This window comes from Streptomyces sp. NPDC048171, assembly GCF_043202655.1.
Lineage (GTDB): Bacteria > Actinomycetota > Actinomycetes > Streptomycetales > Streptomycetaceae > Streptomyces.
Genome location: NZ_JBIDAU010000016.1, coordinates 101,735 through 120,203 on the forward strand (window position 1 = coordinate 101,735; position 18,469 = coordinate 120,203).

Below are 18,469 nucleotides of genomic sequence, written 5' to 3' on the forward strand. Positions count from 1 at the left end.
AGCCTGTCCCTCCGGGTCGGGCTTCACTCCGTTCGTCGGGCAGATGGACGCCAAAGGGTGCATCTCGCGCGCACCGTGTCCCCGGCGTTCATGTGCGTGCCGTAATCTCGAATGCCGGAGCCCGCCGCAGAACGGGGCCGGACCTTGATCCACGACTTGGGGTTGCACAGCAGATGACTGCGATTTCTCTCGGCATGCCGGACGTTCCGACCAGGCTCGCGGAGCGCCGCAAGAGCCGGCAGATCCAGGTCGGCGCCGTGGCGGTGGGCGGCGACGCCCCCGTGTCGGTGCAGTCCATGACCACGACCCGTACGTCGGACATCGGTGCGACGCTCCAGCAGATCGCCGAGCTGACCGCGTCCGGCTGCCAGATCGTCCGGGTGGCCTGCCCCACCCAGGACGACGCGGACGCCCTCTCGGTGATCGCGCGGAAGTCGCAGATCCCGGTGATCGCCGACATCCACTTCCAGCCCAAGTACGTGTTCGCCGCGATCGAGGCGGGCTGCGCGGCGGTCCGCGTCAACCCGGGCAACATCAAGCAGTTCGACGACAAGGTCAAGGAGATCGCCAAGGCGGCGAAGGACCACGGCACCCCGATCCGCATCGGCGTGAACGCGGGCTCCCTGGACCGCCGTCTGCTCCAGAAGTACGGCAAGGCGACCCCCGAGGCGCTCGCCGAGTCCGCGCTGTGGGAGGCGTCGCTCTTCGAGGAGCACGACTTCCGGGACATCAAGATCTCGGTGAAGCACAACGACCCGGTCGTGATGGTCGAGGCCTACCGCCAGCTCGCCGCCCAGTGCGACTACCCGCTGCACCTCGGCGTGACCGAGGCCGGCCCCGCCTTCCAGGGCACCATCAAGTCGGCGGTCGCCTTCGGCGCGCTGCTCTCCCAGGGCATCGGCGACACCATCCGCGTCTCCCTCTCCGCCCCGCCGGTCGAGGAGATCAAGGTCGGCATCCAGATCCTGGAGTCGCTCAACCTGCGCCAGCGCGGCCTGGAGATCGTCTCCTGCCCGTCCTGCGGCCGCGCCCAGGTCGACGTCTACAAGCTCGCCGAAGAGGTCACCGCCGGCCTCACCGGCATGGAGGTCCCCCTCCGTGTCGCCGTCATGGGCTGCGTCGTCAACGGCCCCGGCGAGGCCCGCGAGGCCGACCTCGGCGTCGCCTCCGGCAACGGCAAGGGGCAGATCTTCGTCAAGGGCGAGGTCATCAAGACCGTCCCCGAATCGAAGATCGTGGAGACCCTCATCGAGGAGGCCATGAAGATCGCCGAGCAGATGGAGAAGGACGGCGTGACCTCCGGCGAACCCTCCGTCTCGATCGCGGGCTGACCCTCCCCGCTCCGGCCGCGTCGCCCGGAGGGCGGCGCGGCAAATGCGTGGCAGGTACAGTGCGGGGACCAGCAGATCTCAGGGTGAGGCCCCCGCACGTGTTGACGCAGACCACCTCCCGCGTGCTCGAACCGAGCGACCTGGACGCCGCGCTCGCCATCCTCGACAGCGAGCCGGTCGCGAACGCCTTCGTGGCCGCCCGGGTGAACATCGCCGGACTCGACCCGTGGCGCCTCGGCGGGGAGATGTGGGGCTGGTACGAGCACGGCATGCTCACGTCCCTGTGCTACGCGGGCGCCAACCTCGTCCCCATCTGCGCCAACGAACGCGCCGTCCGCGCCTTCGCCGACCGCGCCCGCCGGGCCGGCCGCCGCTGCTCCTCGATCGTCGGCCCGGCCGACCCGACCGCCCAGCTGTGGCGGCTGCTCGAACCCGGCTGGGGCCCCGCCCGCGAGGTCCGCACCCGCCAGCCCCTCATGGTCACCGACCGCATGCCCGGGGACATCGTCCCCGACCCCTACGTCCGCCGCGTACGCAAGGACGAGCTGGACCGGGTCATGCCGGCCTGTGTGGCGATGTTCACCGAGGAGGTCGGCATCTCCCCGCTGGCCGGCGACGGCGGCCTGCTCTACCAGGCAAGGGTCGCCGAACTGGTCGGCTCCGGCCGCTCGTTCGCCCGTTTCGACGCGGACGGCAAGGTCGTCTTCAAGGCCGAGATCGGTGCCGCCACCGACCGCGCCTGCCAGATCCAGGGCGTGTGGGTGGCCCCCGAGTACCGCGGCAAGGGCCTGGCGGCACCGGGTATGGCGGCGGTCCTCCGCTACGCCCTCGCGGACGTGGCCCCGGTGGCGAGCCTCTACGTCAACGACTTCAACACCGCGGCACGAAGGACGTACCTCCGAGTGGGCTTCCAAGAGGTCGGCGCCTTCATGAGCGTGCTGTTCTGAGCCCCGCGGCAGGCCTGTAGGCTCCCCGCCATGGACCTCGTGATCGGCCCACTGGACCTCTCCGCGCACGTGGACGAGGCCCTGGCCGTCCAAGCCGCGGCGTTCGGACTCGGCCCCGACGAGGTCGCCGTCCGCCGCCAGATCGTCCTGCGCCACATGACCCACCCGGGTGCCCGGGCCCTCGGGGCCACCGCCGGCGGCGACCTCGTCGGCTTCGTCTACGGCATGCCCAACGACCGCACCCACTGGTGGTCCACCGTGGTCGAGCCCTACCTCCGCGCCCAGGGCACGGAGACCTGGCTGGACGACTCCTTCGTCATCACCGAGCTCCACGTCCACCCGGCCCACCAGAACCGCGGCGCGGGCCGCGCCCTGATCACCACGATCACCGACAGCGCCACGGAACCCCGCTCGATCCTCTCGGCCATCGACACCGAGAGCCCGGCCCGCGGTCTCTACCGCTCCCTCGGCTACCAGGACCTGGCCCGCCAGGTCCTCTTCCCGAGCGCCCCCAAGCCGTACGCGGTGATGGGCGCCGCACTTCCGCTGCGCAGGCCGTCCCGATAACCGATTTCCACCGTGCGCGGCCCCCCGGCTAACCTCCTAGCACCACCCTTACGCAGCAGGAGACACGAGAACCATGGCCAACGCACCGGTCCAGCGCATGTCGAAGTTGATGGCGAAGACGCTGCGCGACGACCCGGCGGACGCCGAGGTCCTCAGCCACAAGCTGCTGGTCCGCGCCGGCTACGTGCGCCGCACCGCCGCCGGCCTCTGGAGCTGGCTGCCGCTCGGCAAGAAGGTCCTCGGCAACATCGAGCGCATCGTCCGCGAGGAGATGGACGCCATCGGCGCCCAGGAGGTCCAGCTCCCCGCCCTGCTGCCGCGCGAGCCGTACGAGGCCACCGGCCGCTGGGAGGAGTACGGCCCCGAGCTGTTCCGCCTCCAAGACCGCAAGGGCGGCGACTACCTCCTCGGCCCGACCCACGAGGAGATCTTCACCCTCCTGGTGAAGGACCAGGCGTCCTCCTACAAGGACCTGCCGGTCATCCTCTACCAGATCCAGAACAAGTACCGCGACGAGGCCCGCCCCCGGGCCGGCATCCTGCGCGGCCGAGAGTTCCTGATGAAGGACTCCTACTCCTTCGACGTCGCCGACGAGGGCCTGGCCGAGTCCTACGCCCTGCACCGCGCCGCCTACCAGCGCATCTTCGAGCGCCTGGGTCTGGACTACCGCATCTGCGCGGCCACCGCGGGCGCGATGGGCGGCTCGAAGTCCGAGGAGTTCCTGGCTCCCGCGCAGGCCGGCGAGGACACCTTCGCCGACTGCCCGAACTGCGACTTCGCCGCCAACACGGAAGCGATCACGTACACCCTCAAGCCGGTGGACGCGGCCTCCGTGCCCGCCGCGGAGGACATCCCCACCCCCGACACCCCCACCATCGAGACCCTGGCCGCCTCCCTCGGCGTCGAGGCCTCCGCCACCCTGAAGAACCTCCTGGTCAAGGTGGACGGCGAGGTCGTGGCCGTGGGCGTCCCCGGCGACCGCGAGGTCGACATGGACAAGGTGGAGGCACACTTCGCCCCCGCCGCCGTCGAACTGGTCACCGCGGAGGACTTCGTCGGCCGCCCCGACCTGGTCCGCGGCTACGTGGGCCCGCAGGGCCTGGGCGACAAGGTGAAGTACATCGCCGACCCCCGCGTCGCGCCCGGCACCGCATGGATCACGGGCGCCAACAAGGCCGACACCCACGCCAAGAACGTCGTGGCGGGCCGCGACTTCGAGGTCGACACCTACGTCGACGTAGTGGTCGTCCGCGAGGGCGACCCCTGCCCGAACTGCGGCACCGGCCTCAAGCTGGACCGCGCCATCGAGATCGGCCACATCTTCCAGCTGGGCCGCAAGTATGCCGACGCCCTCAAGCTCGACGTCCTCGGCCAGAACGGCAAGCCGGCCCGCGTCACGATGGGCTCCTACGGCATCGGCGTCTCCCGCGCCGTCGCGGCCCTCGCCGAGCAGCACGCCGACGACAAGGGCCTCGTCTGGTCCAAGGAGGTCGCCCCGGCCGACGTCCACGTCGTCGCGGCCGGCAAGGCCCTCCAGACCGAACTGGCCCTCGAGGTCTCCGACAAGCTGGCCGCGGCCGGCGTACGCGTCCTGGTCGACGACCGCGCGGGCGTCTCCCCGGGCGTCAAGTTCACCGACGCCGAACTCATCGGCGTCCCCCAGATCCTCGTCGCGGGCCGCCGCTCGGCCGAGGGCGTCCTGGAACTCAAGGACCGCCGCACCGGCGAACGCGAGGAACTGACGGTCGACGAGGCCATCGCCCGCCTCACCAGCTGACCCCTGCCGGGGGTGCCGCCTCGTGTGGCGGCACCCGGTGCGGGTGCGGGCGCGGGGGTGGGTGCCGCGGTCCGGCGCTTGCCGGGTGCCGCCCGCGCCCACCCGTGCCGCCCCAGGCGGCACATGTGCCCGCGGTCACGAGGGGGGGCGCCCGCAGCGGTTGGCGCGTCAACGAACGTCACTTCTGTGGCCGACCGCTTCCGCGCCGTTCCGAGGACGGACACCCCCCGGCGCGACCCCGACCCACAACGCACCGCACAGCGCTACGCGCACCCCCACCGAACCCGCACAGGCCGCCGCAGGCACCCGCACCCCCCCCCACCTCAAAGCCAGCCCGCGAACTCCAGCAGCAGCTCCGCGTCCTTCTCCCGGCCCACCCGCCGGGCCCGCACCCCCGACTCGACCGCGCGGAACAGCGTCCAACCCCGCAGCCGTTCCTGATCCACCTCCAGCGACTCCGCGAGCCGCTTCACTCGGCGCCGGGTCGTCGAGGCCCCCGAGGGCTGCGCGATCAGGTCCTCGACCCGATCCCGCACCAGCCGCGCCAGATCGAACGCAGTCTCGCCCACCACCGGGTCCGGCCCCACCGCCAGCCAGGGCATGCGATCCCCGGCCAGCACCTTGCTCTGCCGAAACGTCCCGTGCAGCAGCCGCGCCGAAGGCGGCCCCGCCAGCAACTCCTCCCGGGCGCCGAGCGCCGCGTCGACCAGCGGCGCCACCTCGGGGTCCGCCACCGCACCCGTCCGCATGGCCTCCGCCTGCCGCCCGGTCCGCTCGGCCACCGTCTCGAAGGGGTGACCGTCCGGCGGCTCGACCCACAGCCGCCGCAGCGTCCCCGCCGCCTCCAGCAACGCCTTCGCCTCCGGCAACGACCGCACCGACACATCCGGGTGCAGCCGCTCCAGCAGCAGCACCCCCTCGCCGCCCTCCCCGACAGCGGCCTCCTCGCGCAGCTGCACCGCCCCCAGCCCACCCCAGTGCGCCAGCGCGGCCCGCTCGCTCTCCGGACGCGCCCGCCGCGGGGCCAGTTTCAGCACCGCAGGCGTCCCGTCGGCATCCCGCACGAGGACCACGAGGCTGCTCCGCCCACCGGGCACCTGCACCCGCTCGGCGCTCAGCCCGCGCAGCGCCACCGCCCGCTCCGCCGCCTCCGGCAGCCCCGCCAGCCAGTCGTCGCCGCCAGGTGCCGTCTCGCCGAGCGCCCTGACCAGCCGCCGCGGCGCTTCGAAAGCCATGCGCGAGCCGTTCCCTTCCCGTACGTCCAGCCGTACGCGTTACCCAGTCGGTGTGGCCGAAGCCGAGGCATCCGGAGCCGAGGTGCGCGCCGACGACGTGCCGGTCCGCTCCGCGAGCCCAGGGAAGGCTACGCTCCCGCCCCGCCACCGCGCCGCACGGACCGCCGCCTCCCGCAGCGCCCCGGCGGCGGCGGCCCGCCGGTCGCCCTCGGCCGCCCGCACCAGGTCGGAGTAGACCCCGGCGAGCCGCTCCTCCAGCTCGCCGGCCAGCCGTACCGCGGCGGCCGCGTCCGGCACGGAGAAGGGCAGCGCGTACCCGGCGGACGCCGCCACCGGCCGCCCGCCCAGGCCCCGCACGTCGCGCACCAGCGCGTCCCGCCGAGCCCGGTGCGCGTCGTACGCGGTCCGCGCCTCGCCGCGCCGTTCCTCACCGATCCGCCCGCCGACGACCCCGTAGCCGTACACGGCCGCGTGTTCGGCCGAAAGCGCCGCCTGGAGGGCGTCCAGCTCCCGGTCCTCCGCCTCGCTCACCGTCACCCTCCGTCCGTCAGCAGATACACGTGCGCCGCCCCGGCCGCCGCCACCGAGGCCAGCAGCCGCGCCAGCTCACCCGGGACATCCAGCAGGGCCTCCGCCCGCCGGTCGGCCAGCTTCCGCTCGGCGCCGGCCAGCAGGGCCACCGCGTCCTTCTCGTCCGCGGGCACCCGCCCGACGTCGTCCCCCGGCCCGGCGGCCCGCGCGGACACCGAAGGCGAGGCCCCCGACGGCGCCGACGCCCCCGGCGAGGCCGTACTGCCCGTGCCCTTCGCGCCGAACGCCTTCGCGTGCCGCAGCACCTCCTCCCGCAGCGGACGCAACCGCTCCGCCAGCCCGGGATGAGCGGCGATCACCGCCGCGTACCGCGCGGCCAGCGCCTCGCTGTCCCGGCCCGCACGCGCACGTGCCGCGTCGGCCGCGGACCGTTCGGCGGCCGGTTCCCCGGACTCCGGGTCGCCGGAGCACCCGACGAGCAGGACGGCCCCGGCGGCCCCGGCAGCCGACACGAGCAGACTCCTTCTGCGCGGCCCCGGCGGGCGCGGCGATGCGGAAAGCGACACGGCAGACGTCCTCGACAGGCTCGTACGGAAGCGGCGGCAAAGCGACGGACACGGTGACGGGCGGAGCGACCGGCGACGCGGCGGCGACCCACGGTGCGGCCGGCCCGTGATCACGGTACCCGGGCCCCGGCCGGGCACCGGTCATCGGCACCGCCGAGCCGGGGTGGACGGCAACACCCCCCGGGACCCGATACCCTTTGACCAGACACGCGCCCCATCCCACAACAGCACACGCGGCCGAGGAGTCACCCGGATGAGCACCACCCAGAGCGAGAGGCTGCGAGAGCTGCTCGAGCCGCTCGTCGCCTCCCAGGGACTGGACCTCGAGGAGATCGCGGTGGACTCGGTCGGCCGCAAGCGTGTGCTCAGAGTGGTCGTCGACTCCGACACCGGTGCCGACCTGGACCGGATTGCCGATGTGAGCCGCGTGCTCTCGGCGAAGCTGGACGAGAGCGACGCGATGGGCGACGCGGAGTACACCCTCGAAGTGGGCACCCCGGGCGCGGAGCGCTCCCTGACCGAGCACCGCCACTACGTGCGCGCCACGGACCGGCTGGTCCGCTTCCAGCTGCACGAGGGCGGCGAACTGGTCGCCCGCATCGTGGCCGTGGACGAGGACGGCATCGACCTCGAGGTGCCCGGCGTCAAGGGACGCAAGGCCACCGCCCGCAGACTCGCCTTCGGTGACATCGACAAGGCACGCGTCCAGGTCGAGTTCAACCGCAAGGACACCAAGAACACCGAGCACACCCAGAACAGCGACACGACGGAAGAGGAGGCGTAGCCGTGGACATCGACATGAGCGCCCTGCGGGGCTTGGTACGGGAGAAGGAGATCTCCTTCGACCTGCTGGTCGAAGCGATCGAGTCGGCCCTCCTCATCGCCTATCACCGCACCGAGGGAAGCCGCCGCCACGCGCGCGTGGAACTCAAGCGGGACACCGGACACGTGACCGTGTGGGCGAAGGAGGACCCCGACGACCTCGAAGAGGGCCAGGCGGCCCGCGAGTTCGACGACACCCCGTCCGACTTCGGCCGCATCGCCGCCACCACCGCCAAGCAGGTCATCCTGCAGCGGCTGCGCGACGCCGAGGACGACGCGACGCTCGGCGAGTACGCCGGCCGCGAGGGCGACATCGTCACCGGCGTGGTCCAGCAGGGCCGCGACCCGAAGAACGTGCTGGTCGACATCGGCAAGCTGGAGGCCATCCTGCCGGTGCAGGAGCAGGTGCCCGGCGAGACCTACCCGCACGGCATGCGGCTGCGGTCCTACGTGGTCCGGGTGGCCAAGGGCGTGCGCGGTCCCTCCGTGACGCTGTCCCGCACCCACCCCAACCTGGTGAAGAAGCTCTTCGCGCTGGAAGTGCCGGAGATCGCCGACGGGTCCGTCGAGATCTCCGCGATCGCCCGCGAGGCCGGCCACCGCACCAAGATCGCCGTCCGCTCCACCCGCTCGGGCCTGAACGCCAAGGGCGCCTGCATCGGCCCCATGGGCGGCCGGGTGCGCAATGTCATGGGGGAGCTGAACGGCGAGAAGATCGACATCGTCGACTGGTCGGACGACCCGGCCGAGATGGTGGCGAACGCGCTCTCCCCGGCCCGCGTCTCCAAGGTGGAGGTCGTGGACCTGGCCGCCCGCTCCGCGCGGGTGATCGTGCCGGACTACCAGCTGTCTCTGGCCATCGGCAAGGAGGGCCAGAACGCCCGCCTCGCGGCCCGGCTGACCGGCTGGCGCATCGACATCCGCCCGGACACCGAGCAGCCGTCCGGACAGCCCTCCGAGCAGCCCTCGGGCGAGCAAGGGGAATAGATCCAAGCCGCACGGCGCTGAGATCACGTCAGCTTTGCGTGCGGCACGTGTTCGATTCTTGCCCCGAAGGGGTGAGGTCGGCCCGGGGAGGTAGACTTAGGAGTGTCTGGCCGGACACGTACCCGAGCATGCCCTGAGCGCACCTGCGTGGGGTGCCGGGAGCGAGCGGTCAAGAGCGAGCTGCTGCGCATCGTGGCGGACGAGGGTCATTGCACCCCTGATCCACGCGGTACGCTGCCCGGCCGGGGTGCGTACGTACACCCCGTACCGGTCTGTGTCGACCAGGCGGTGCGCCGCAAGGCGTTCCCGCGGGCGCTCCGCGTCCCGGGTCCGCTCGACGTAAAGGCGTTGCGCCACTACGTCGAGCAGGCACAAGGTTGCTGAAAGCAGCATGTAAGCAACGTGGTAAGGAAGACGAGCCGTGCGGAACCCACCGCGCGGCCCGGTACCTCGCGAGTCGAAAGCAGGTCGAGATTGCGATGAGCACTCGATGAGTACGCGATGAGTACGCCCATGAACTAGCGACGGTCCGGACGCAACCCGGACCTCAGAGGAGCGAAGTGGCTAAGGTCCGGGTCTACGAACTCGCCAAGGAGTTCGGCGTTGAGAGCAAGGTCGTCATGGCCAAGCTCCAGGAGCTCGGTGAATTCGTCCGTTCGGCGTCTTCGACCATCGAAGCGCCCGTAGTACGCAAGCTGACAGACGCCTTCCAGCAGGGTGGTGGCAACGGCCGGGCAGCCGGTCGCCCCGCCGCCCCGAAGAAGGCCGCCCCCAGGCCCGCCGCGCCGTCTCCGGCGCAGGCTGCGGGCCCCTCCCGCGCCGATCAGGCGGGGGATCGTCCGGCCGCGCCGCGTCCGGCCGCCCCGAAGCCCGCGGCTGCCCAGCAGCCCGAGGCCCCGGCGGCCCCCGCTCCGGCGCCGTCCCAGGGTCCGCGTCCGACGCCGGGCCCCAAGCCCGCGCCGCGTCCGGCTCCCGCCGCGCCGGAGTTCACCGCTCCGCCGGCCGCTCCGGCCGCCCCCGCCGCCTCGACGCCCGCTCCGGCCGGCCCGAAGCCCGGCGGTGCGCGTCCCGGTGCCCCCAAGCCCGGCGGTCGTCCGTCCGGCCCGGGTCAGGACCGTGGTCAGCAGGGCGGCCAGGGCCGTCCCGGTGGCCAGCGTCCCGGCGCCCCCGCGCAGCGTCCCGGCGGCCGCCCCGGCGGTCCGCGTCCGGGCAACAACCCCTTCACCTCCGGCGGCAACGCCGGTATGGCGCGCCCGCAGGCACCCCGTCCGCAGGGCGGTCCGCGCCCCGGCGGCCCCGGTGCCCCCGGCGCAGGCCCGCGCCCGCAGGCCCCCGGCGGCCAGGGCGGCGGTCCCCGTCCCCAGGCTCCGGGCGGCAACCGTCCGAGCCCCGGCTCGATGCCGCGTCCGCAGGGCGGCGGCCAGGGCGGTCCCCGTCCCGGCGGCGGTCCGCGTCCGAACCCCGGCATGATGCCGCAGCGTCCCGCTGCCGGCCCGCGTCCGGGCCCCGGCGGCGGCGGTCGCGGTCCCGGCGGTGCCGGTCGTCCCGGCGGCGGCGGTCGTCCCGGTGGCGGCGGCGGCTTCGCCGGTCGTCCCGGTGGCGGTGGCGGCGGCGGTCGTCCCGGTGGCGGTGGCGGTTTCGCCGGTCGTCCCGGCGGCGGTGGCTTCGGTGGCGGCGGTGGCCGTCCCGGCTTCGGCGGTCGTCCCGGCGGTCCCGGTGGCCGTGGTGGCACGCAGGGCGCCTTCGGCCGTCCCGGCGGTCCCGCGCGTCGCGGTCGCAAGTCGAAGCGGCAGAGGCGCCAGGAGTACGAGGCCATGCAGGCCCCGTCGGTCGGCGGCGTGATGCTGCCTCGCGGCAACGGCGAAGCCATTCGCCTGTCGCGCGGTGCGTCGCTCACCGACTTCGCGGAGAAGATCAACGCCAACCCGGCGTCGCTCGTCGCGGTCATGATGAACCTCGGCGAGATGGTCACCGCGACCCAGTCCGTCTCCGACGAGACGCTCCAGCTCCTCGCCGGCGAGATGAACTACACGGTTCAGATCGTCAGCCCGGAGGAGGAGGACCGCGAGCTGCTCGAGTCCTTCGACCTGGAGTTCGGCGAGGACGAGGGCTCCGAGGAGGACCTGGTCGTCCGTCCGCCGGTCGTGACCGTCATGGGTCACGTCGACCACGGTAAGACCCGGCTCCTCGACGCCATCCGCAAGACGAACGTCATCGCGGGCGAGGCCGGCGGCATCACCCAGCACATCGGTGCCTACCAGGTCGCGACCGAGGTCAACGACGAAGAGCGCAAGATCACCTTCATCGACACCCCGGGTCACGAGGCGTTCACCGCCATGCGTGCCCGTGGTGCCCGGTCGACCGACATCGCGATCCTGGTCGTCGCGGCCAACGACGGCGTCATGCCGCAGACGGTCGAGGCGCTCAACCACGCCAAGGCGGCCGAGGTCCCGATCGTCGTCGCGGTCAACAAGATCGACGTCGAGGGTGCCGACCCGAGCAAGGTGCGCGGTCAGCTGACCGAGTACGGCCTGGTGGCCGAGGAGTACGGCGGCGACACCATGTTCGTCGACATCTCCGCCAAGCAGGGTCTGCACATCGACTCCCTGCTGGAGGCCGTGGTCCTCACCGCGGACGCCTCGCTCGACCTGCGGGCCAACCCGGTCCAGGACGCGCAGGGCATCTCGATCGAGTCCCGTCTCGACCGCGGCCGCGGTGCCGTGGCGACGGTCCTCGTGCAGCGAGGCACCCTGCGGGTCGGCGACACGATGGTGGTGGGCGACGCCTACGGCCGCGTCCGCGCCATGCTCGACGACAACGGCAACAACGTCGCCGAGGCGGGTCCGTCGACCCCGGTCCAGGTGCTGGGTCTGACCAACGTCCCGGGCGCCGGCGACAACTTCATCGTGGTCGAGGAGGACCGTACGGCCCGCCAGATTGCGGAGAAGCGTGCCGCCCGCGAGCGGAACGCCGCGTTCGCCAAGCGCACGCGCCGCGTGTCGCTGGAGGACCTGGACAAGGTGCTCAAGGCCGGCGAGGTCCAGCAGCTGAACCTGATCATCAAGGGTGACGCTTCCGGATCCGTCGAGGCCCTGGAGTCCTCCCTGCTCCAGCTGGACGTCGGCGAAGAGGTCGACATCCGCGTCCTGCACCGCGGCGTCGGTGCGGTCACGGAGTCCGACATCGACCTGGCGATGGGCTCCGACGCCATCGTGATCGGCTTCAACGTGCGCGCCGCCGGGCGTGCCGCGCAGATGGCCGAGCGCGAGGGTGTGGACGTCCGGTACTACTCGGTCATCTACCAGGCGATCGAGGAGATCGAGGCGGCCCTCAAGGGCATGCTCAAGCCGGAGTACGAAGAGGTCGAGCTGGGTACGGCGGAGATCCGCGAGGTCTTCCGCTCGTCCAAGCTGGGCAACATCGCGGGTGTTCTCATCCGCTCCGGCGAGGTCAAGCGCAACACCAAGGCGCGCCTGCTGCGCGATGGCAAGGTCATCGCGGAGAGCCTCAACATCGTGGGCCTGCGTCGCTTCAAGGACGACGTCACCGAGATCCGCGAAGGCTTCGAGGGCGGTATCAACCTCGGAAACTTCAACGACATCAAGGTCGACGACGTCATCGCGACGTACGAGATGCGCGAGAAGCCGCGGGTGTAACCACCGCGACTTCCGAGACGGTGCGGCCCGGGGCCGGTCGGCGGAGCACAATATCCGTCGATCGGCCCCGGCCGTTCGTTGTACGGTTCTGATGTCCCCGCCGGTGAACGGCGGGGCCATCGATCCCGAACCGGCGGGTGAACCGGTTGCATACATGTATGTGGGGACGCTGTCCTTCGACCTCCTCCTCGGCGACGTACATTCGCTGAAGGAGAAGCGCTCCGTGGTCCGCCCGATCGTCGCCGAACTCCAGCGGAAGTACGCGGTGAGCGCGGCCGAGGTGGAGCACATGAACCTCCACCGCCGGGCGGTCGTCGGCCTGGCCGTGGTGTCCGGCGACGCCGGCCACCTCAGCGACGTACTCGACCGGTGCGAACGCCTGGTGGCAGGCCGGCCCGAGGTGGAACTGCTGTCGGTACGACGGCGCCTCCACGGCGACGACGACTGACCGGATGACACCGGGCCGGATCACGCCGGACCACGCAAGATCACGAAGAGAAGAAAGAACGGGAGACGGACCAGTGGCCGACAACGCGCGGGCGAAAAGGCTGGCGGACCTCATCCGAGAGGTGGTGGCCCAGAAGCTGCAGCGCGGGATCAAGGACCCGCGGCTCGGCTCGCACGTCACCATCACGGACACCCGGGTCACGGGTGACCTGCGGGAGGCGACCGTCTTCTACACGGTGTACGGGGACGAAGAGGAGCGCAACGCCGCCGCGGCGGGCCTGGAGAGCGCCAAGGGCATCCTGCGCTCCGAGGTCGGCAAGGCGGCGGGCGTGAAGTTCACACCGACCCTGGCCTTCGTCATGGACGCCCTCCCGGACACCGCCCGCAACATCGAGGACCTCCTCGACAAGGCGCGCCAGTCCGACGCCAAGGTGCGCGAGGCCTCCGCGGGCGCCGCGTACGCCGGTGAGGCCGACCCCTACCGCAAGCCGGAAGAGGCCGACGACGAAGCCGCCGAGGGCGACGAGACGGACGACACCGCTAAATGACCGAGAAGCACACCACGCCCGACGGCCTTGTCATCGTCGACAAGCCGTCGGGCTTCACTTCGCACGACGTCGTCGCCAAGATGCGGGGCATCGCCCGGACGCGGCGGGTCGGGCACGCCGGCACGCTCGACCCGATGGCGACGGGCGTCCTGGTCCTCGGTGTGGAGCGGGCGACCAAGCTCCTCGGGCACCTCGCCCTCACCGAGAAGGAGTACCTGGGCACCGTCCGGCTCGGGCAGACCACCCTGACCGACGACGCCGAGGGCGAGATCACGGGGTGCGCCGACGCCTCGAAGGTCACCCGGGAGGCGATCGACGCCGGGATCGCCGAACTGAGCGGCGAGATCATGCAGGTGCCGTCCAAGGTGAGCGCCATCAAGATCAAGGGCGTGCGCTCCTACAAGCGGGCGCGCGAGGGCGAGGAGTTCGAGATCCCCGCCCGTCCCGTCACCGTCTCCTCGTTCTCCGTGTACGACGTCCGCGACGCCGTCGCCGAGGACGGCACCCCGGTGCTGGACCTGGTGGTGTCCGTGGTCTGCTCCTCCGGTACCTACATCCGGGCCCTGGCGCGCGACCTGGGCGCCGGCCTCGGCGTCGGCGGCCACCTCACCGCGCTGCGCCGCACCCGGGTAGGGCCCTACAAATTGGACACCGCCCGGACGCTGGACCAGCTCCAGCAGGAGCTGACCGTCATGCCCGTCGCGGACGCGGCCGGCGCCGCCTTCCCGCGCTGGGACGTCGACACCAGACGGGCCAGGCTGCTCCTCAACGGGGTCCGCCTGGACATGCCCGAGGTCTACGCGGGCGCCGGTGCCGTCGCCGTCTACGGGCCCGAGGGCGGACTCCTCGCGCTCGTCGAGGAGCACAAGGGCAAGGCGAAGAGCCTGGCCGTCTTCGGCTGAGCCGACGCGCCGTCGGCATCCGCCCGTGGAGCGGCGATCACGGGGACTTCACTGTCGCCGCTCCACGGTCCCCCTCGGTTCCCCCGCCTCCCAGGGTGTATCCAACCGACCCCTCCTGTTCACCCGTCCGGGCAGGCGCTCGGAGTGAACCGGGGGAGTGGAAGGGGGCGCTTTCGCCGGGGGATCTGTCCCGCTGATCATCACGCCCCTACCGTCGACCACACAGCACGGGTGTACGGCGGGGAGGTTCGGCGATGGCGTCGAGGAACCGGTCCCGGGAGACGGCGGGCGGCAGGGCGGGACCGGGGCCGCGGGACGGAGCCCGGGACGCGCGCGGCGGGCCCCCGGCCCGGGTGGCCGATCCGGCCCGGCGCGCGCCCGACGGCGCCCTGGTCCAGGTGTACGACCTCGCCGGACGCCCCCGCGGCACGGGATTCGTCGCCGACCACCACGGCACCGTGCTCACCAGCCACGAAGCGGTCGACGGCCTCTCCCGGCTGGTCCTGCGCACCGCCGGGGACAGGCGCCGCGTGGTCGCCGCCGCCGACGTCACCCCGCTGCCCGCCCACGGCCTGGCCCTGGTCCGCACCGAGGGCCTGGGCGTCCGCCCGCTGCCCGTCACCACGCGGGAGCGCGTCGAGGCCGGCACCTACGTGCGCATCGCCGCCGGCGGCTGGCGCGAGGCCCGCGTCCTGGGCACCACCGACGTGACCTACACGGCCACCGACCGCTTCCACCTCCTCGGCGACGCGCTGGAACTGGCCTGCGGCACCTCCGGGCGGGACGCGCTGCGGCTCGGCGGCGGGGCGGCCGGCGGTCCCGTCCTCGACATCGCGACCGGTGCCGTCCTCGGGGTCCTCGGCACCGCGCTCAGCTCCGGGCACAGCGACGTCGGCTTCGCCGTACCGCTGCGCCGCACGGGCAGGGGCCCGCTCGCCGCCCTCCTCGCCGAGAACGCCGCGACGGTCCCGGCCTACGGAGCCGACCTCAACCTCGCGGGTGTCCTCGCCCTCACCGCGACCTCGGTCGGGCAGGACGGTCCGCGGGGCGCCTCGGGGGAGTGCGGGGGCGCCCGTGCGGTCGAGGGCTCGGGGCCGTCGGGCGGCGCACCCTCGGTGGAGCGCGTGGTGAAGCCGGTCGAACGGCCCGCCGTGACCCGCGCGTTCACCGCCTTCACCGCCGGCCGCGCCGGAGTACTGGGCCTGGTCGGCGCGCCGGGCAGCGGCCGTACGACCGAGCTGACGGCCCTCGCCGCCCGCCGCTCCCGGGGCCCCGCACCGGCGCCCACGCTGTGGCTGCGCGGCGCCGACCTGTGCGACGAGGACATGTCGCTGGCGGACGCCGTGCGCCGGACGCTGGACCGGGCCGCCCGCATCCTCGCCGCCTCGGACCGCGCCCGCCCCGACGACCTCGGAGACATCGCGCCCGAACGCCTCGCCCGCCTGGCCCGCACCGCCGGAAGGCCCATCCTCCTGGTGCTGGACGGCCCCGAGGAGATGCCGCCGGTCCTCGCCCACCGCCTCCCCGAGTGGACCGAGGGCACCGCGGCCTGGCTGGGGGAGACGGGCATCCGGCTGGTCATCGCCTGCCGGGCGGAGTACTGGGAGCACACGGGGGCGGAGTTCCCCCGGGACCTGCTGTACGGCCCGGTGCCCGAGGAGCGCGCCCCCGCGCCCTTCGCGGCGGACGGCGCCGGGAGGACGCTGTGGGCGACGCCTGGGGCGGCACGCCGGCGCGGTGCCGCCGTACCGGTGCCGTCCTGGGCGGTTGCCGGAGGGCGCCCGCCGGCCGGTGCCCTGTCGCCGGCCGGGGGACGCGGGCCGGCCGGTGTCGTGTCGTCGGCCGGGTCGGCGGTCGCCCGGGGCGGAGCCGCCGTACCCGTGCCGTCCTGGGCGTCTGCCGGGACACGCGCGTCGGCCGGGGCGGTGGGGGCCGGGACGGCGGCCGGCGTACCACGGCCGGGGTTCGACGGCGGGGAACCGGGGGCTCCCGGGCCGGTGCTGCCGCCCTGCGTTCCGCTCGGCGACCTGGGCGACGAGGAGGCCCGGGAGGCGCGCGCCCGCCATGGCGTCCCGGACGGCGCCCTGGGCGCCCCCGACGACCGGCACCCCCTCACCCTGCGCCTGCTCGGTGAGGTCCACGCCGGCCTCGACCTGCCCGCGGCACCCGTCGACCGGGACGAGGTCTTCCAGGCGTACCTGGACCTCGCGTGCCTGCGCGTCGCGACCCGCCTGGCCCGGGAGAACGGGCTGCACGGCACCGCCGTACGCCGTCTCGTCGCGAAGGTCTCCGGGCAGGTCCACGAGGCCGCCCGGCGCAGTCTCGGCCCCGGACAGGGCGCTCTGGACCGGGAGTCCTTCGAGGCGCTGTTCCCGTGGGGGCCCGCCCCGGCCGGGCTGGGCGGCGGCACCGGCTGGGCGTCGGCCGTGCTCGCCGAGGGCCTCCTCGTCCCCGCGGGCCCCGGCTACCGGTTCGCGCACGAGGAGCTGGCCGACTGGATCCAGGGCGTCCACCTCGACCTGGACGAGGCCCTGCGCGCCCTCGTCCACCGCCGCGGCACCCCGCACGACACGCACACCCTCCCGGCACCCCACCACCGCATCGGCCCCGTGGTCGAGGCCGTCCTGCTCCTCGCCCGGCAGCACGGCGTCCTCCAACTCGCCCTGACCCTCGAGGAGCTGGTGCACGCCCTGGACGCCGACCCCCACTCCTGGTGGGCACCCCGGCTGCTCACCCGCGTCCTCACGCGCGTGCCCGACGCGACGCCGTACACGGAGGTGCTGCGGCTCCTCGCCGACGGCCTCGCGGAACGGCGCGGAGAGGGACGGCCCGCGCCGGCGGAGTTCGGGCCCGCCTTCTGGACGGGCCTGCGGCTGCCCGAGGCCCTCCGGCTGGACCTGCTGCGCCGCCTGGTCCTCGCCGACGGTCCCCCGGGCGAACCGGGCCCCCGGCACCTCGACACCGTCGCGGCACTGCTCACCGCAGCACCCGGGGCCGTACAACCGCTCCTGGTCCGCTGGTTCGACGACGACCGGCCGCTGCCCGCCACCCCGCACGCCACCGTCGCGACGGCCGCGCAGGCGCTGCTGCACACCCACCGCCACCGCGGCCTCGACGGACTCACCGAGGTCCTCGTCGACAGCACCCACCGGCGGGCCGACGAACTGCTCGCCGTCCTGGCCGAGGAGGAACCCTCGGCCCTGTGCCGCGCCGTCGAGAGGTGGGCGCGCGACGAGCGCCCCGAGCGGCGGAGCGCCGCCGTCACCCACGGCCTGCGCACCGCCCCGCACACCCGCACCGCCGCCGACCGCACCCTGCTCCGGCACGCCGCCCTCGTCCTGCTCGCCGGGCCCGCCGACAGCCCGCTGCACGGCGGCGCGCTCGCCCTGCTCGTGCACGACCCGGACAGCCGTGAACGCCACCTCCCGAGAGCGCTGGACCACTTCGCGGCCGGCGACCCCCACCTGCCGCCGAGCGCGGTGGCCACCGCCCTGCCCACCCATCCGGAAGCGGTCCTCGAAGCATTCCGGGCCCGGCTGCGCGGCCCGGACGCGGGGGAGGCGCTGCGCGTGCTCGCCGACGCCGCCACCCCCGCTCTGGCCCGCCGGGTGGCCGCCCTGGTGGCGTGGGCCGTCGCGGACCGCCCCGAGACCGCCGGACACCTGGCCGCCTACGTCGACCGGCGCCTGGACCGGGACCCCGCCGACCGCGCCGTACTCCTCCCCTTCGTCACCCTTCTCCTGGACGACGGACCCGAGCCGGCGCGGGCCGCCCTCGCCGGTGTCCTCCCCGCCGACAGCACCGCCGCGGCCGGCCCGCTCCGCCGGGAACTGCGCGAGCGCCTCCTCGCCCACGAGCAGGCCCCCGCCGTCCTGGAAGCGCTGCTGTACGCGGCCGCCCGGTGCGCCGGTGAGGACCAGCGCGCCCTCGTCCACCGCACCGGTCTCCTCCTCGTCCGCACCGCCGACGGAGCCACCCGCTTCGACCGCGGGCTGGTCGACCTGGCCCGTCACCTCCCGGGCTTCGCCACCCGGCTGACCGGCTGGCTGGCCGACGCGCCGCCGGACTGGGCCGCGCTGGTCGGCCCCAGCGCCCGCCGCACGATCGAGAACCTCGCGGGAGCCCGGGTCCCCGCCTGACCCCGGCCCGGACG

At 73.7% G+C, this 18,469-nt stretch carries 15 protein-coding genes; 12 read left to right on the forward strand and 3 right to left on the reverse strand.

What is annotated here, in order from left to right:
* Window positions 1-173 precede the first annotated feature (173 nt).
* The 4 genes from ispG to ACGF3J_RS35190 all read left to right on the forward strand — a co-directional run bounded on the left by ispG (window position 174) and on the right by ACGF3J_RS35190 (window position 4,622).
* Entirely contained in the window at window positions 174-1,331 is a 1,158-nt protein-coding gene (gene ispG, locus ACGF3J_RS35175; protein WP_386934002.1) for a flavodoxin-dependent (E)-4-hydroxy-3-methylbut-2-enyl-diphosphate synthase, read from the forward strand.
* A 98-nt stretch (window positions 1,332-1,429) separates the two neighbouring features.
* Window positions 1,430-2,278 (forward strand): GNAT family N-acetyltransferase, encoded by an 849-nt coding sequence (locus tag ACGF3J_RS35180; RefSeq protein WP_161329089.1) that lies wholly within the window; start codon window positions 1,430-1,432, stop codon window positions 2,276-2,278.
* A 30-nt stretch (window positions 2,279-2,308) separates the two neighbouring features.
* A complete protein-coding gene (locus ACGF3J_RS35185) occupies window positions 2,309-2,845 on the forward strand; it encodes a GNAT family N-acetyltransferase (RefSeq protein ID WP_161329090.1) in 537 nt (178 codons plus the stop codon).
* A 73-nt stretch (window positions 2,846-2,918) separates the two neighbouring features.
* A complete protein-coding gene (locus tag ACGF3J_RS35190; RefSeq protein WP_161329091.1) occupies window positions 2,919-4,622 on the forward strand; it encodes a proline--tRNA ligase in 1,704 nt (567 codons plus the stop codon).
* Window positions 4,623-4,945: 323 nt separating this feature from the next.
* Here the strand turns inward: ACGF3J_RS35190 and ACGF3J_RS35195 are convergent, their stop codons facing one another.
* Genes ACGF3J_RS35195 through ACGF3J_RS35205 form a run of 3 tightly spaced genes read right to left on the reverse strand, consistent with a single transcriptional unit; the run spans window position 4,946 to window position 6,954 of the window.
* Window positions 4,946-5,857, reverse strand: coding sequence for an aminoglycoside phosphotransferase family protein (locus tag ACGF3J_RS35195; RefSeq protein ID WP_161331255.1), 912 nt, complete (start codon window positions 5,855-5,857; stop codon window positions 4,946-4,948).
* Between the two features lie 39 nt (window positions 5,858-5,896).
* Complete coding sequence (locus ACGF3J_RS35200) at window positions 5,897-6,388, reverse strand: ferritin-like domain-containing protein (protein WP_161331256.1); 492 nt, start codon at window positions 6,386-6,388, stop codon at window positions 5,897-5,899.
* Window positions 6,389-6,390: 2 nt separating this feature from the next.
* On the reverse strand, window positions 6,391-6,954 hold the full coding sequence (locus tag ACGF3J_RS35205) for a hypothetical protein (RefSeq protein WP_393855610.1): 564 nt from the start codon (window positions 6,952-6,954) through the stop codon (window positions 6,391-6,393).
* A 253-nt stretch (window positions 6,955-7,207) separates the two neighbouring features.
* On the opposite strand from ACGF3J_RS35205, the gene rimP reads away from it, so the two are divergent.
* From rimP to ACGF3J_RS35245, 8 genes are all read left to right on the forward strand, one after another.
* Complete coding sequence (rimP, locus tag ACGF3J_RS35210; RefSeq protein ID WP_161331258.1) at window positions 7,208-7,738, forward strand: ribosome maturation factor RimP; 531 nt, start codon at window positions 7,208-7,210, stop codon at window positions 7,736-7,738.
* A 2-nt stretch (window positions 7,739-7,740) separates the two neighbouring features.
* Window positions 7,741-8,763, forward strand: coding sequence for a transcription termination factor NusA (nusA, locus tag ACGF3J_RS35215; RefSeq protein WP_161331259.1), 1,023 nt, complete (start codon window positions 7,741-7,743; stop codon window positions 8,761-8,763).
* Window positions 8,764-8,865: 102 nt separating this feature from the next.
* On the forward strand, window positions 8,866-9,147 hold the full coding sequence (locus ACGF3J_RS35220) for a YlxR family protein (protein WP_125493785.1): 282 nt from the start codon (window positions 8,866-8,868) through the stop codon (window positions 9,145-9,147).
* Between the two features lie 176 nt (window positions 9,148-9,323).
* Window positions 9,324-12,419 (forward strand): translation initiation factor IF-2, encoded by a 3,096-nt coding sequence (infB, locus tag ACGF3J_RS35225; protein ID WP_393855611.1) that lies wholly within the window; start codon window positions 9,324-9,326, stop codon window positions 12,417-12,419.
* A gap of 154 nt (window positions 12,420-12,573) precedes the next feature.
* Window positions 12,574-12,867 (forward strand): DUF503 domain-containing protein, encoded by a 294-nt coding sequence (locus tag ACGF3J_RS35230; protein ID WP_064730112.1) that lies wholly within the window; start codon window positions 12,574-12,576, stop codon window positions 12,865-12,867.
* 73 nt (window positions 12,868-12,940) lie between these two features.
* Complete coding sequence (gene rbfA, locus ACGF3J_RS35235) at window positions 12,941-13,414, forward strand: 30S ribosome-binding factor RbfA (RefSeq protein ID WP_161331798.1); 474 nt, start codon at window positions 12,941-12,943, stop codon at window positions 13,412-13,414.
* Window positions 13,411-14,316, forward strand: coding sequence for a tRNA pseudouridine(55) synthase TruB (truB, locus tag ACGF3J_RS35240; protein ID WP_161331796.1), 906 nt, complete (start codon window positions 13,411-13,413; stop codon window positions 14,314-14,316). The genes rbfA and truB overlap by 4 nt, the downstream gene beginning before the upstream one ends.
* 254 nt (window positions 14,317-14,570) lie before the next feature.
* Window positions 14,571-18,455, forward strand: coding sequence for a trypsin-like peptidase domain-containing protein (locus ACGF3J_RS35245; RefSeq protein WP_393855612.1), 3,885 nt, complete (start codon window positions 14,571-14,573; stop codon window positions 18,453-18,455).
* Window positions 18,456-18,469 lie beyond the last annotated feature (14 nt).